This window comes from Lysinibacillus sp. S1, assembly GCF_044986265.1.
Taxonomy (GTDB): domain Bacteria; phylum Bacillota; class Bacilli; order Bacillales_A; family Planococcaceae; genus Lysinibacillus; species Lysinibacillus capsici.
The window spans coordinates 3,669,878-3,683,525 of record NZ_CP173154.1 but is presented as its reverse complement, the minus strand read 5'-3'; the positions used below and the strand labels follow the sequence as shown (position 1 = coordinate 3,683,525).

Sequence of the window (13,648 nt, the reverse complement as noted above, 5' to 3'; positions counted from 1 at the left end):
TGTAGATGGGGGGATTTTATGGAGCTTATATTGACCATTTTTCTCATGCTAGATATTCCCTACAATTACTTTCACCATTCATTCCCCATTATGATTGAATACTTGGGGAATCTTGGATTTTGGCTGGCACTCCCATTATCGGTCCTTACTATCTTGCTAAGTCTATGGTTACTTATAAAAAAAGTGGGCATTGTTAGCTCTTTACTTATTCTTTTTATTACGGGGATTCTTTTATTCCTTGCTTTAATTCCATTGTTCCATTGTTACTCATCCTAATAAATTGAAGCCTTTGAAGATGGAAGTCTTCAAAGGCTTTTTAGCATTTTTAGAAATACAGCACCATATAATCCTCATCAAAATATTGCTGCCCTATTTTTAAGGCGTTTCGTTCTGTTCCAAAAACGTGAAAACCTAACGATTTGTATAATCCTTTTGCTGATTCATTGGAAGAAACAACTGTTAAATTAATTTGCTCGACGTCTACTAGTGTCTTTGCTTGATTGATGATCTCTACCATTAGTTGTTTTCCTATGCCCAATCCCCGCTTTTTTGTAGAAACATAAACGGCAAAAATACTCGCTTTATGCTTTAGCTTCATTTTATTTGCTTGCACCAATGTCGCCACACCGAGTAAATCCTCCTGGTCAAATGCCCCAAACGTAAATGTTCCCTGTCCTTCGAGCCTACTTGCAAACGACCCAATTGACAAATCCTTTTCTTCCTCGAAGCTAGCGCCAAAAGCTTCTGGATTTGTTTGCAATCCCTCTAATCTTAAATCTCTATATACTTCAGCATCTGCAGCTGTTAATTGTCTAATTTCCATGCCTTTTCCTCCTATCATACTTTTCCTATTTATCGGCCATAACGATTGGCATTTGATGTACTTTTCCAACAGTAATCCTTAAAATGGAAATAAGGGAGCTGAAAATCTATGGAATCTACTAATATGTCAAAACACTTTCTTACATTACATGCACAACGAGCACACTATCTACCAGCTATTCATTCACTTTCACAGGAAGAACTATGGCGTGTAACACGCGAGGGAAAATGGTCCATTGGTGAACACTTTTATCACCTTTATTTGATTCTCAAAATGCTCCACACAGCAACCAAATATTCTTTATTCCTTACGCCTATCGCTAAAATGCGAAGAAACAAGCCATTCTCTACTGAAATACATGATATTTATGAAGAATATCAATCCAAAAAAGGACATGGAATGCGAGCACCCAGTATTTTGATTCCACCTAAGAAAATACGCTTTGTATTAAACAGTTATGATATCGAGCAATTACTTATCAACGAGACACTTGCTTTGCAAAAGTTAGTACAAAATATAGACGAGGATGTTGCAGGGCATATTGTTTTTCCTGATCCCATTGCGCATTATCCTAATCTCATTCAAGCTATTCAGTTGCTGTCTATTCATGAGAGACATCACTTTAATAGGATGGAAGGGCTTTTAGGAGGAAAGAATTTGAAAGGTACAATTAAAGAAATCAAATAGAGCCAATTTGATTTTATGCCCATCATAACTGGCTCTGGATTTTTCAGTGTAGCAACTTTGTCATGGAAAAATTTTATTAGGAAACGCTACGAGCTCTTTGTTCTAGAACTACACTTAAAATTCCAAACAATAACAGTAACAACACACCCATTAACGTAATATTTGACCATTGTAACCGTGTATCGAATAGCTGAAAAAAGAAGGTGAATACAGGAATAAAACACAATGACATCATGACTAAAAATACTTCACAATATTGAATACCCTTCTGTAATAAATACATTGGTATCAACACACCGATGACTGTCATCAATAAAATCCAACCAATGTTTTCAAGCAAATAAGTAAACATGACATCATATGTAGCGATAAATGAAAGCAAAATGATACCATAAAATCTTTTTGATAAAATCATCGAGTTTGTCCATCCTAATTGACTGAGCTGCTTAGAATAGACTGTACATAATACTGCACCAAGTCTAGACTATTTAATTTTCTTTCAACAAAAAAATCCGTAAAGGTCACTATGAATCTGACATTTACGAATTTTTTATCACTATTACTTATTTTGAGCTTATTAACTTTTACAGCAGCATACGTAAAAACTTTTCAAAATGCACGCCTGCCTCACGAGGTACTTGCTCCTTCGAAGTAGCTTCAATTGCAGCGGCTAAAAATGTTTCTGCTAGTTTCATGGACTCCATTAAATCTTGTCCACGCATCATGCCGCCCATCATGATGGATGCGAAGAGGTCGCCTCTGCCTGAATAGCTCTCACCATTATAGTTACGGATACTATGAAAAGACCGCTCAGAATCGACAAACATATTCCCAACATAACGCTTGTCCCTATCACCTGCTGGGGGATTCAAACCAGTAATAATGACGTTTGCTCCAGTTGTTTGCTGTAACTGCTGACCTGCTTCCTTAAGGGCATGAATATAATCTGTATCATTTTGATAGCTCAATAGCCTTTCATAGGATAAACCTGTAAGCAAGCAACATTCCGTAACATTTGGCGTAATAATATCAGCACACTTTACTAACGCTTTCATACGATCAAGCAATTCACCAGTAAACATCTTATAGACCTCACCATGATCGCCCATTACTGGATCGACAAGCAACGTCGTCTTATTTGAGTGAAACACGTCTAAAAAGCGAAATATATTATCGATTTGCTCCTTACCTGTAACAAAGCCTGTATGAATACCATCAAAGGTAGCTCCAAGCTTACTCCACTCGTCTATAAAAGAGTCCATCTTTGACGTTAAATCTTCACAATAAAAGCTTGAATATCCTGTTTGTGCCGTTAAAATAGCTGTTGGTAGTGGGACTGCTTGCACACCCATCACAGAGAGTACAGGCATCGCAGCCGTCAATGAGCACTTTCCAAAGGACGACATATCTTGAATTACAGCAACTTTTTTCATCATACATTCCACCTAACTCATCCTGCTTTTACTCTCCCCATCGTATCACAATTAGAAAGATGCGAAAATAACCTCAAACTGACCCTTAACTTTTTTATGAAATTGACACTTTTACAATAGTCAGTCCTTTGTTAAAGTAAAAATCATCAAAATATTCATCATAGTGAGGAAGAGACAAATGCAAAATATACAAAGGCCAACATCCTATACAAAATCACGCACAAAAACATTTGATTTAGTCATTACAGCGATTTTAGCAGCACTTGTTTTCGTTGCTACAATGTTTATCAATCTTAAGCTACCGATTGGGCAAGGGGGCCTTATCCACTTAGGAACATCTATGCTGTTTATCTCCGCTATTCTATTCGGGCCTAAAAAAGGAGCACTTGCTGGAGCTATTGGAATGGGTTTATTCGATATCGTAGGTGGCTGGTTAATTTGGGCACCCACAACCATTATTTCACGCGCATTACAAGGCTTCATTGTCGGTAAAATTGCTTGGTCAAAAGGACATAAAGGTGATAATCTTGGGCTGAATATTTTAGGAGCAGTAGTATCAATGCCCGTGATGATTGCTGTTTACTATGTTGGGCAAGCCATTATGTTCAACAGCTGGATTGCCCCGCTGGCATCCATTCCTGGGGACGTCATTCAAAACATCGTAGGCTTAGTTATCGCCATCCCAGTATGTGTTGTACTGAAAAAAACGCCATACTTCAAAAATAATTTTTAATGAAAAACACCATCTTGCTGTTGAACAGTAAAGATGGTGTTTTTTATGGAGTGATCTGCAAAACAACGAATTTCAAGATAAAGTGAAACTAGCCTTGTTCTTTTTCATACTATAAGGTGGAGGTGGAAAAATGCCAAGAGTAAAATACCGTGATGCAGACGTTGCTTTAATGGCAAGGATGATGAGAGCAGAAGCAGAGGGTGAAGGTCAACAAGGTATGCTTTACGTGGGCAATGTCATTGTGAATCGTGCTGTGGCGTCCTGTTTAGATTTCAATGATGTAAGAACGATTGAGCAGGTTATTTACCAGGTACAAGGTGGAAACTATTCTTTCGAAGCTGTTCAAAAAGGCAATATGTTTTACCAACGAGCAAGAGAAACGGAAAAAAGATTGGCGAAACAAAACTTAGATTTCTGGCGAGAACATCCAGCAAAATACGCACTCTGGTACTTCAATCCATATGCACCATGTCCCCCAACATGGTATGGTCAGCCGTTTACAGGACAATTTAAGAATCATTGCTTTTATGAACCTGCTCCAGATACTTGTGCAAGTGTATATATGGGATAATACGTTCAACGTTAAAAAGGGAATACCTCTATTGCAGGTATCCCTTTATGCTTATATTTTATAGCATGGCTTAATCCATCACTCTTAAAAGCTTTTCCTTAAACATCATTACTCCAATCAAGCCAATGATAGAAAATATGACTGGCGAGATGAAGCCATAGTAGTATCCATCACTTACATTGCCTGTGGCAGCTTGAAAGTAATCTAAAATATACCCAAAAATAATCGGCAGCAATGCGGCACTTAGAAAGCCCCCTGTATTGGCAAATCCAGAAACAATGCCTGATTCATTTAAAGGGAAAGTTTGACGAACTGCCGCAAAGGTTAAAGCACTTGCACCATAGCCAAAGCCGATGATAAAGAACAGGACAATGAGCATGAAAATGGACGGATGCCCTTTCAATAAAAGAAAGGCAAACCAACTCGCTAAAACCGCAATATGCACAACAATATAGGGTCTCTTAATTGTACCTAAACAGCCAGCAATCCAGCTCATTAAGGGTGCTCCTATTAGTGCTCCGACTAGACCAATCATAATTAGCTGACTAGCCTCTGACCGTGACATCTCATACATATTGATCCCATATGGTACTGCCCACGAGCTAATAAAGCCAACATACCCGCCAACAACGCCAAAATGACAAAAAAATAAAGCCCATGCTTGCCTGCTTGAAAATATTCTTCGTAATAATCTGGAGCTTTTTTCACGTTGTATTTCTTCAGTTTTGAAGACTGGTTCCTTTGAAAAGATGCGTTTTGTGTTTTGTACGAGCACAAAATAAAGAAGTACACCACATAAGCATAGTAAAAGTCCTGTAGAGAAAAAGGTGATTCGCCAACCTAATAAAAGAATCAATGTAGCAAAAGGCACTGTTGCCAATAAGAAGCCTAAGCTCCCTGTCATACCTGCAAAGCCAATTAATCGTACAAACTCCTTTTTATGAAACCATTGTGCCAAAATAAGCACCATATTCACCCATATGGTGGCATCTCCTACACCAGTAAGTATTCTAGAAAAGAATAGAATGAATTCATGTGTACCTAGACTGTAAAGAATGGTTCCTATACCTGTAAGGATGGCACCAATGATGAGGAAAAGGTTTGGCCCAAATCGGTCAGCTAAAATCCCCATCGGCATTTGCAAACTCGTGTACACAAAAAATTGAATACTCGTCAATAAGCCAATTGTCGAAGCCGTTACCCCAAAATCCTCCATCAATTGATCTGTAATTAACCCTGGAGCAGTTCGCTGACTTGCCATTAACAAATAGGTAAACAATACAGCAACAAACACAATCCATCTGTACTTATGTTGTTGTTTGTCCAATAATCACTACTCCTATTAGCTTTTATGTTATGTATATGAGTTCGAGGTCAGGATAAAACCTGCTTTTGAGGAAGCTTGAAAATTACGACAGAAAGAAAACGCACCCAGTCTACACTAGGTGCGTTCATGCTATATTATACTGCTGGCTGAGGCTGTTCACTGACATGTACTGCTGGTTGACGGTCTTTCCAAGGCATTGCTTCCTCTAGCTGTCTACCTAGCTGTAATAACGTCAATTCATCTGCAAACTTACCTGTCATTTGTAGACCAATTGGTAGACCTGATTTACTTTCTGCTAAAGGCAATGATATGGAGGGCTGACCTGTAGCATTGAATAAATTTGTAAACGGTGCATACGTGAAAATTTGCTCTGTCCATTCAACAGCCGAAATGTTAGGATTGTTGGCATTTAATTCACCAATTTTAGCAGGAAGTGTGCCAATAGTTGGACTCAATAAAATATCATAATCTTCAAAGAAGCCTGCAACTTGACGTGAAACGACTGCATTTGTATGAATAGCTTCCAATAAATCAGCCGCCTTTAATTGACCACCATATTCATAGCATTTCCAAATGGCTGCTTCAATATAGTCTGGAGAAACTGCTTTACTAGTTCCCGCTGCAGCCCCCTTAATCATTTGATAAATATTCGCTGTCCAAATATCGACCGTCGCCTTTGTGAATGATGCTTGTTCATATTTCGGACGCGCCTCTACTACCTCGTGTCCTAGTTCTTTTAATACTTGAACTGTTTTATGAACCGCTTCTATACATTCCGGATCGACAAATGCCCCAGAATTTGTTTCAGTTGTCCAAGCAATTTTTAGCGGGCGCACTGTTTCCTTGATAAGTTGACCATACGGTGCATGTGTTACCTCTAATTTGGAATAGCTCCCTAAGTCAGGGCCTGCTACTTGATCCAATAGCACCGCTGTATCACGAATTGTACGAGTCACAGCGAACTCAATGGCAATACCATTTAAAGGCTCACTATTGAATGGACCAGCTGGAACTCTTCCCCGTGTTGGCTTTAATCCCACTAACCCACTACAGGAAGCGGGGATACGAATAGAACCTCCGCCATCATTAGCATGAGCGATTGGCACAATACCACTTGCCACAGCGGCTGCTGACCCTCCACTCGAACCGCCTGGACTATGATTTAAATTCCACGGATTGCGCGTTGCACCATAAATAACTGCTTCAGTCGCTGCATTATAGCCAAACTCAGGTGTTGTCGTAGTACCTGCTAAAATCAAGCCAGCCCTTCTAAAGCGCGCCATTAATTCACTATCGACGGGTATAACCGTCTTTTCTCCAATACGACTCCCCATACTATGCGGAACACCCTCTGCATGTAACACAAGCTCTTTAATTAAAAACGGAACACCTGCAAACGGCGCATTTTCATCAACTTTCTCAATTGCTTTGTCAGCCTGCTCTTCTAACACACTAACAACTGCATTAATGGATGGATTGACTTTTTTTATTCCTTCTAACGCTAGCTCCTTTAATTCCTGTGGTGTTACTTCCTTTGATTTTACTAGCTCTGCTAACCCAATACCGTCATATGATGCATACTCTTGTAAATTCATATTCTCACCTCGTATAATAGTGATCTTGCAACTATAATGTACTGAATATTCTAAAATTAAGATATTACCCAAAAGGATAATTCTGTTTTAAGTAGAATATAAAAGCATAATAGAGAAATGAGGTGTTTTCATGTTTTTAGAAAATGATTTAGAAAACATTCTTAAAGCGAGCTATCATATTTCAAATATGAATGTGAAACAAAGTAATGAAGGGTTTAAACATGAACTATTGCATACAATAAGTCAGCATCTCGGCTATCACCATATGTTATTTTGGGAAATAGCAAATAATGAGCTAACCGCCCCTGTGCTTTTTAATATAGAGCGTCATACGATTAATGAATATTTACAAAGATATAAAAACTTTGATCCATTACACCCTCAAAATATAAATACACAGCATTCCATTCAGCTAATGAATAGGAATGAAGTTATGTGCCTGCAAAAACAAACCCACTATAAAGAAGTTTTTTTGAAAGAAAATCGCTATGAAGATGAAATGGCCATGTATTTAAGAATAGACAATAAGCTCGTAGCAGTTATTGGCTTTTTAAGGAAAACAGGAGAGAAGCTATTTAATGAAAAAGATATATTAAAGTTAGTGTATTTGAAAAGAAATATCGAAAACATGTATTCCCTCCATCACTATTCACAGCCTTCCATCTTATTTGAAATGACAGAAAGAGAAAAAGAAGTTTTAAGCTTTGTTTTAAAAGGCTTAAAAAATATAGATATCGCCCAGCAATTATTTGTCAGTGAAAATACAATCAAAAAACACCTTCAAAACCTATATAGAAAGTTTCAAGTAACCAATCGTACCCAACTGCTGGCAAAGTGTTTGAAGTATATTGATCATGTTTAGTAGGGTCCTCCATTGAATTCAAAGATAGTATTATTAATTTCCTTTTAATATTCATTTGCTGATTAATTGGCATAAAACTATTTTTCCTCAGTAAAAAAACTGCCCCACCAATTGGTAGAGTGAGTCTAACAATGGGTGGGGCAGTTGTAATTTTGATTCTAACTATAGAGGTGCTCTTTTACTTAATTACTTTGCACTTTATACACTTTACTATCAAGCTGTCTATTTATTGCCTGCTGTAAAAATCGTGTCGCGGTAAATAGTTTTTCTTCATCAATATTCGTTTGGACGCCTAAACGATGCAGGAAATTTACTAAATCATTCGTTGACACATTGCCGCTTGCACCAGGGGCATAGGGGCATCCCCCTAAACCTCCAATAGCACTGTCGTATTTTGTAATCCCCAGCTCAAGTGCTGCAAAGATATTTGCTAAAGCACGGCCATACGTATCATGAAAATGAAGGGCAAATAAATCACTATCGTATTGAGTGAGTAGCTCTGATAAAATAGCCTTTACTTGTACAGGATCCGCTACCCCAATTGTATCGCCGAGAGAAATTTCAGAAACGCCCATTGCTAGATAGGCATCAATGATTCCCTTTACTGTTTGAAGCTTTACTTCATCACCAAACGGACTGCCAAATACAGTTGAAATATAGCCTCTTAACGATATACCTTCACGATTTGCTGCTTCAGCTACAGCTTTTAAATTCTGTAAAGATTGGTTAATTGAAGCGTTTACATTACTTTGATTATGCTCCTCAGAGGCAGAGATAAATAACGCAATTTCATCAACCTTTTGTTGAATGGCTCCTTCTACCCCTTTCAAATTAGGCACAAGAGCTGCATACGTTATTTTTTCATCACGTGCGATTTGCTCAAACACTTCATGATGATCGGCTAAAGCTGGTATCCACTTGGGACTAACAAAAGAGGATACTTCGATATGGCGGACACCTGTTTCACTGATTAAGTTAATCCATTGCACTTTCAAATCAGTTGGAATAAAAATTTTCTCATTTTGTAAGCCGTCACGCGGACCTACTTCTCTAATCTCCACTGCTTTTGGTAAGTTCATCAAGATACACTTCCTTTAATTAAATGCCGAACAGCTGTAGCATAATCCAGCTTGATGCGTAGAATACCATGAATTGCACTCCAGCCCCTACACCTAAAATACGATTTAATAAACCACCAACAGTTGCGACTGTAAATGTTAACACTACTCCTAGTAATTGTGCCTCGTTATAGGCAAGCAAAAATGCTAATCCGATGAACATCGCTACGATTGCTTCCTGGCTAATATATTTCAATACTAATACAGATGCTTTACGTGCATAATTCATCGCAAATGGATAAGCAATTAAAGCGGCTACACTAATACCGATTAACCCAAAAATGAAAAAGTCCCATGAAGACATTAGCGTGTGTAAGTTGTTAACTGGATCTACTGTAAAAATCGGTGGTGCATTAAATAATGGTGATGCTGGTCCAAGTGCTACTGGGCTTAACGGAATACCGAATGCAATTAATGGAATAATCGCTTCAGCAATATATGTCGATTCCGTTACACCATTCATAACAGTAAGACTCGTTGTTGATTTTTTATAGGCACCTTTTGTACGAGAGCCTACAATTTCTCCCATCAATGACGTCATCCCAACAGGACTAAAGACAAATGTAAGGGAGGAAAGAAACGTTGTAATACTCGTAAAAATGGTCTGCCTTTTCGATAAAATTTTAAATGGATTCGGGAAATAGCCTTTCCATGATTTCGTTTCGGGAGCAAGATTATATTGATTTGGCTTACTGCGTGCTAGATCATTTTTAGCAACAGAAGAAGCCGCCATTAAAATATTACAAAACATCGGTCCAATCGCAATTCCTAAAAAGAATGTAATACTTAAATGTTTATCCAGCATCGCGAAGCTAACGCTATCTAAAGCTTTAATGAAAAATGCAAATGGAATAATGATTAAAATACTTGCCCATTTTCCTTTTGAAAAGAATGCGATTAAAATAGCGGCAAGTGTAAAAATGATGCCTGATGAAGATTTAAAAAAGTCGGCAAATTGACCTAAAAATTGACCTAACAATACAGCGGTTGGTAGGGCGATAAATGCACCGATAACACCGCCAGAAATCATTTTACGTAGTGCAACGTGCGGCATGCCTAAACGGCGTAATGTATTGGCATGATCGATTAACGGTACAGCCGTTGTATCCCCTGGAATGCCTAATAACGCAGTTGGGACAGCATGTGTTAAATGCTTAGCTAACACGCCCGCCATGAAAAAGGCGAATACCCCTTCAGGAGGCGCTCCCAGCAAAATAACTAACAATGTAATTGGTACCATAATTGCTGTTTCATCTGTACCTGAAATAAGTCCAATTATAGTAAAGATTGCTGCACCAAGAAGTGCAAATAAAAGAGCTATTACATAAATACTCATTTTTTATCCGCTCCTTTCAAGCCTTGTAAGCTAGAAAGAATGCCAAAATCCTCAAGCTCTTTTTTTGTCACCGGATCTTCCTCGATTAAGCGTATTTCCTCGTCTATATCAATTTGTAAATCCTCAAATGCTTCCTTTAAAGAATGACTAGATGCTTCATCTTCTACTAAAATACGCTTTGGTTTAAAAAGAATCGTATTAATAGCAACAACAATCAGAATACCCGTGATTCCTGTTAACAGTGAATAAGAGTTAATCATCTGAGGGTCTGCAAACTTCGGAAAAACCCACTGACCAAACTGATAGCCTAAAAAGCTTGCGGCAACGCTTAAAATAATTGAAATAATTAACTGATTGCCAGAAACCGTGTCTCCTAAAATTTCAATAAACTTCTTTTCCTCTACATTTTTTTGCTCATTGTATGGAGTATTCGCCATGTATTATTCACCTCGCAGAGAGTTTGTAATCTCTAAAACACGATCATAACGGAAATCCTTCTCTTCTACCGCCTGCTGCACAACTCGATCAATAATATCGCCTGTTGCCCCAGCCATTACAGCCAAGTTTTTCGCATGCAGACGCATATGACCAGATTGAATACCCTCTGCTGAAAGTGCGCGTAAGCTTGCTAGATTTTCTACTAATCCTACTGCGGCAATGGAGCTGGCTAGCTCCTCTGCTGTTTGCACATCCATAATTTTTAGCGCTGCTTTTGCAACAGGATGAGTCTTCGTAGCCCCTCCCACAATACCAACAGCTAATGGCAATTCCAACGTACCAACAAGATTGCCTGCTTTATTCAGCTCCCACGTTGTTAAAGAACGATATCTACCAGAACGAGCAGCATAGGCATGAGCACCAGCCTCAACAGCACGTGTATCATTACCCGATGCTAATACTGCAGCAGTAATACCATTCATAACCCCTTTATTATGTGTGGCAGCCCGATACGGGTCAGCATCTGCAAATTCGTAAGCACTTACAATATTTTTCGCAATCTCTATCCCCCCGAGCATTTCTGTCGAGAATTCACCACGCGCACGAACAATACGCTTATCTGCTAAATTTGAAATAATCCGTAGCACAACTCGTCCATTTGTAATACGTTCGATTAATGGTGACACAGATTCCGCCATCGTATTGACTGCGTTTGCCCCCATTGCATCCTTCGTATCTACGATTAAATGAACGACAACCATTGTTTCTTTTGCTGTGTCGATTAAGTGCACTTCTATATCCTTCACTCCACCGCCTAACTTGACTAACGTTGGATCCTTTTCATTACAATGCTCGATGATCTCATTTTTATGTTCAAAAATTTTCGCCCTCGCTGCATGAGGGTCCTCAATATTTAATACCTGAATCTGTCCGCGCATAACTGTTCCCGAGCTGGAAGTAAAAATACCCCCTAACTCATATGCTGCACGGGCAGCATTACTAGCCGCAGCAATTACTGACGGCTCTTCAGTAGCCATCGGAATAAATACCTCTTTGCCATTCACCTTAAAGTTGGCCGCTACCCCTAGAGGCACTGAAATATGTCCAATAACATTTTCAACCATTGCATCAGCAAGCTCTAATGAAATTCCACTTTTTAAAGCTTCAACTTCCTCTTTGGTTAAATTTGATTTTTCAGCGATTAACTTAATTCGCTCTTCTACTGAAAGTAAATAAAATCCCTTAATACGTGAAGTCATCCCCATACCCCCAAAATTAAAAAAGTGTAATATAATTCAACTTAGTTGAATAACATTACACCAATTGTAAATTGTCTGAATAGTATTGTAAACAAGAAATTTGTATTTTCGATAATATTTACGTTTTAAAGAAAGATTTAATCCTCAACATAAATCGTTAATACCTTTGAGTTTTCTACAGAATTATTAATAAAGATATGCTCCTTTTTCCCAGAAAAATACGCAGAGTCCCCCTCTTCTAAATGGTAAAATTTATGATCGTATTTCAAGACGATACTACCAGAGATGACATAAATAAATTCATCATTATCGTGTGTATAAGGAGCTAAATTTTCCGCCCCATTATGTACAGTAACAATAGAAGGATTGATATTGCTCATATAGCTCTTATTCGCTAACAGCTCATATTGATAGCCAAGTTCATTCGTCTCAACAGTCTCATTGCGTTCTTTTTTCGAAACAATCGAAATGCCATCAAATTGATCCTGAATAACAAACCAAGCCATGGGCACATCAAATATTTCCGCAATCTTAGACAATGTCACCAGACTCGGTGTCGCTTTGCCATTTTCTATTTTTGAAATATGACTTTTCGTTAAATTAATCTGCGAAGCTAAATCATCCTGAGACATTTTATTTTTCTTCCGCATCTGCTTTATTTTTACTCCAACTTCTAGTAAGTTCATCTATTCCAGTCCCCTCGATCATTTCGGTTTTTACAATAACTATACTATATTTTTAAATGATGGATAGAAAAATACAGGAGTATATTACTCCATCATTATCGTCTGTTCAATTAAATACAAAAGGGTGTGCTGAAAGTTTCTCGATTTTAAAATAAATTTGAGAAGCAATAATCAGCTTAAATAGAGGAAATAAACGGGAGTTTTATTTATAAATATTAAATTACATTTAGTAAAAACGAAATGTTGGTCACAGTTTTTCTATACGAATAACTTTGATTTTTGCTGGATTTGACTCCAAAATTTCAGAATACCAAATCCTCACTTCATCTCCACTTTTAATTCCTTTCATAGAAAGTTTTGATTCATTAATTAAAATTGAAACTGATTCAAATTTATTTGAGAACAGGAGATTTTCGCTAGAGAAACTCTCTATATCTGATTGTTGAACGTCCTTTCCTTGAATAAAATAGACTATTCCTTCATGCATTACTATATAACCAATTTCACTTTCGGTATTTTCTTTACTAGCAAATAGTTGGCTAACATTACCTAAGAACCATAAAGCAACAAGAAAAAGTAACAATAAGACTGTGTTGATAATAGGTTTGGGGATTCTATTCTTCATTTAAACCACCACCTTATACATTTAATAATTTTCATAATGAATATAATTTAGCGTTTTTAAATGTACATAATATATCAAAATACTGTACTCACCTCTTTATACAAAACGATACTTTAAATATTTTGAAGTTTTCAAAATGTAATTGGATAGAATTA

The 13,648-nt window shown here is 37.7% G+C and carries 15 protein-coding genes; 4 read left to right on the top strand and 11 right to left on the bottom strand.

Annotated elements, in window-relative coordinates:
* Positions 1–325: 325 nt before the first annotated feature.
* Complete coding sequence (locus ACHZEU_RS18335) at positions 326–823, bottom strand: GNAT family N-acetyltransferase (RefSeq protein WP_279495972.1); 498 nt, start codon at positions 821–823, stop codon at positions 326–328.
* Positions 824–931: 108 nt separating this feature from the next.
* Here ACHZEU_RS18335 and ACHZEU_RS18330 point away from each other — a divergent pair, with 108 nt between their 5' ends.
* Positions 932–1,510: a DinB family protein gene (locus tag ACHZEU_RS18330; protein WP_279495974.1), complete on the top strand. Its 579-nt coding sequence runs from the start codon at positions 932–934 to the stop codon at positions 1,508–1,510.
* Positions 1,511–1,586: 76 nt separating this feature from the next.
* Here ACHZEU_RS18330 and ACHZEU_RS18325 read toward each other — a convergent pair whose 3' ends face one another.
* A complete protein-coding gene (locus ACHZEU_RS18325) occupies positions 1,587–1,925 on the bottom strand; it encodes a hypothetical protein (RefSeq protein ID WP_279495976.1) in 339 nt (112 codons plus the stop codon).
* A 169-nt stretch (positions 1,926–2,094) separates the two neighbouring features.
* A complete protein-coding gene (locus tag ACHZEU_RS18320; protein ID WP_404803605.1) occupies positions 2,095–2,943 on the bottom strand; it encodes a pyridoxamine kinase in 849 nt (282 codons plus the stop codon).
* Between the two features lie 178 nt (positions 2,944–3,121).
* Between ACHZEU_RS18320 and ACHZEU_RS18315 the strand changes: the two genes are divergently transcribed.
* Positions 3,122–3,676, top strand: a complete 555-nt coding sequence (locus ACHZEU_RS18315) for an ECF transporter S component (RefSeq protein ID WP_004228177.1) — start codon at positions 3,122–3,124, stop codon at positions 3,674–3,676.
* A gap of 130 nt (positions 3,677–3,806) precedes the next feature.
* Positions 3,807–4,247: a cell wall hydrolase gene (locus ACHZEU_RS18310; RefSeq protein WP_004228176.1), complete on the top strand. Its 441-nt coding sequence runs from the start codon at positions 3,807–3,809 to the stop codon at positions 4,245–4,247.
* Between the two features lie 70 nt (positions 4,248–4,317).
* On the opposite strand, the gene ACHZEU_RS18305 is transcribed toward ACHZEU_RS18310, so the two are convergent.
* Positions 4,318–5,574 carry a nitrate/nitrite transporter gene (locus ACHZEU_RS18305; protein WP_279495981.1) on the bottom strand — a complete coding sequence of 419 codons (1,257 nt, stop codon included), beginning with the start codon at positions 5,572–5,574 and terminating at the stop codon, positions 4,318–4,320.
* A gap of 134 nt (positions 5,575–5,708) precedes the next feature.
* Positions 5,709–7,169, bottom strand: coding sequence for an amidase (locus ACHZEU_RS18300; protein WP_279495983.1), 1,461 nt, complete (start codon positions 7,167–7,169; stop codon positions 5,709–5,711).
* Positions 7,170–7,299: 130 nt separating this feature from the next.
* On the opposite strand from ACHZEU_RS18300, the gene ACHZEU_RS18295 reads away from it, so the two are divergent.
* Positions 7,300–8,031 (top strand): helix-turn-helix transcriptional regulator, encoded by a 732-nt coding sequence (locus tag ACHZEU_RS18295; RefSeq protein ID WP_279495985.1) that lies wholly within the window; start codon positions 7,300–7,302, stop codon positions 8,029–8,031.
* A gap of 182 nt (positions 8,032–8,213) precedes the next feature.
* On the opposite strand, the gene ACHZEU_RS18290 is transcribed toward ACHZEU_RS18295, so the two are convergent.
* The 6 genes from ACHZEU_RS18290 to ACHZEU_RS18265 form a co-directional block, all read right to left on the bottom strand.
* On the bottom strand, positions 8,214–9,110 hold the full coding sequence (locus tag ACHZEU_RS18290) for a hydroxymethylglutaryl-CoA lyase (protein WP_279495987.1): 897 nt from the start codon (positions 9,108–9,110) through the stop codon (positions 8,214–8,216).
* Between the two features lie 19 nt (positions 9,111–9,129).
* Positions 9,130–10,485, bottom strand: a complete 1,356-nt coding sequence (locus ACHZEU_RS18285) for a tripartite tricarboxylate transporter permease (RefSeq protein WP_004228168.1) — start codon at positions 10,483–10,485, stop codon at positions 9,130–9,132.
* Complete coding sequence (locus tag ACHZEU_RS18280; RefSeq protein ID WP_048394316.1) at positions 10,482–10,922, bottom strand: hypothetical protein; 441 nt, start codon at positions 10,920–10,922, stop codon at positions 10,482–10,484. Before ACHZEU_RS18280 ends, ACHZEU_RS18285 begins: the two co-directional genes overlap by 4 nt.
* A gap of 3 nt (positions 10,923–10,925) precedes the next feature.
* A complete protein-coding gene (locus ACHZEU_RS18275) occupies positions 10,926–12,182 on the bottom strand; it encodes a hydroxymethylglutaryl-CoA reductase, degradative (RefSeq protein WP_279495990.1) in 1,257 nt (418 codons plus the stop codon).
* A 137-nt stretch (positions 12,183–12,319) separates the two neighbouring features.
* Positions 12,320–12,868: a helix-turn-helix domain-containing protein gene (locus ACHZEU_RS18270; protein WP_257961981.1), complete on the bottom strand. Its 549-nt coding sequence runs from the start codon at positions 12,866–12,868 to the stop codon at positions 12,320–12,322.
* Between the two features lie 247 nt (positions 12,869–13,115).
* Positions 13,116–13,493 (bottom strand): DUF3221 domain-containing protein, encoded by a 378-nt coding sequence (locus tag ACHZEU_RS18265; RefSeq protein WP_004228160.1) that lies wholly within the window; start codon positions 13,491–13,493, stop codon positions 13,116–13,118.
* Between the last annotated feature and the right edge of the window lie 155 nt (positions 13,494–13,648).

Coding starts and splice junctions, on each gene's coding strand:
- ACHZEU_RS18275 (WP_279495990.1), bottom strand. CDS start 12,182: ATGACTTCACGTATTAAGGGATTTTATTTACTTTCAGTAGAAGAGCGA.
- ACHZEU_RS18280 (WP_048394316.1), bottom strand. CDS start 10,922: ATGGCGAATACTCCATACAATGAGCAAAAAAATGTAGAGGAAAAGAAG.
- ACHZEU_RS18285 (WP_004228168.1), bottom strand. CDS start 10,485: ATGAGTATTTATGTAATAGCTCTTTTATTTGCACTTCTTGGTGCAGCA.
- ACHZEU_RS18335 (WP_279495972.1), bottom strand. CDS start 823: ATGGAAATTAGACAATTAACAGCTGCAGATGCTGAAGTATATAGAGAT.
- ACHZEU_RS18325 (WP_279495976.1), bottom strand. CDS start 1,925: ATGATTTTATCAAAAAGATTTTATGGTATCATTTTGCTTTCATTTATC.
- ACHZEU_RS18320 (WP_404803605.1), bottom strand. CDS start 2,943: ATGAAAAAAGTTGCTGTAATTCAAGATATGTCGTCCTTTGGAAAGTGC.
- ACHZEU_RS18315 (WP_004228177.1), top strand. CDS start 3,122: ATGCAAAATATACAAAGGCCAACATCCTATACAAAATCACGCACAAAA.
- ACHZEU_RS18300 (WP_279495983.1), bottom strand. CDS start 7,169: ATGAATTTACAAGAGTATGCATCATATGACGGTATTGGGTTAGCAGAG.
- ACHZEU_RS18295 (WP_279495985.1), top strand. CDS start 7,300: ATGTTTTTAGAAAATGATTTAGAAAACATTCTTAAAGCGAGCTATCAT.
- ACHZEU_RS18270 (WP_257961981.1), bottom strand. CDS start 12,868: ATGAACTTACTAGAAGTTGGAGTAAAAATAAAGCAGATGCGGAAGAAA.
- ACHZEU_RS18310 (WP_004228176.1), top strand. CDS start 3,807: ATGCCAAGAGTAAAATACCGTGATGCAGACGTTGCTTTAATGGCAAGG.
- ACHZEU_RS18330 (WP_279495974.1), top strand. CDS start 932: ATGGAATCTACTAATATGTCAAAACACTTTCTTACATTACATGCACAA.
- ACHZEU_RS18290 (WP_279495987.1), bottom strand. CDS start 9,110: ATGAACTTACCAAAAGCAGTGGAGATTAGAGAAGTAGGTCCGCGTGAC.
- ACHZEU_RS18265 (WP_004228160.1), bottom strand. CDS start 13,493: ATGAAGAATAGAATCCCCAAACCTATTATCAACACAGTCTTATTGTTA.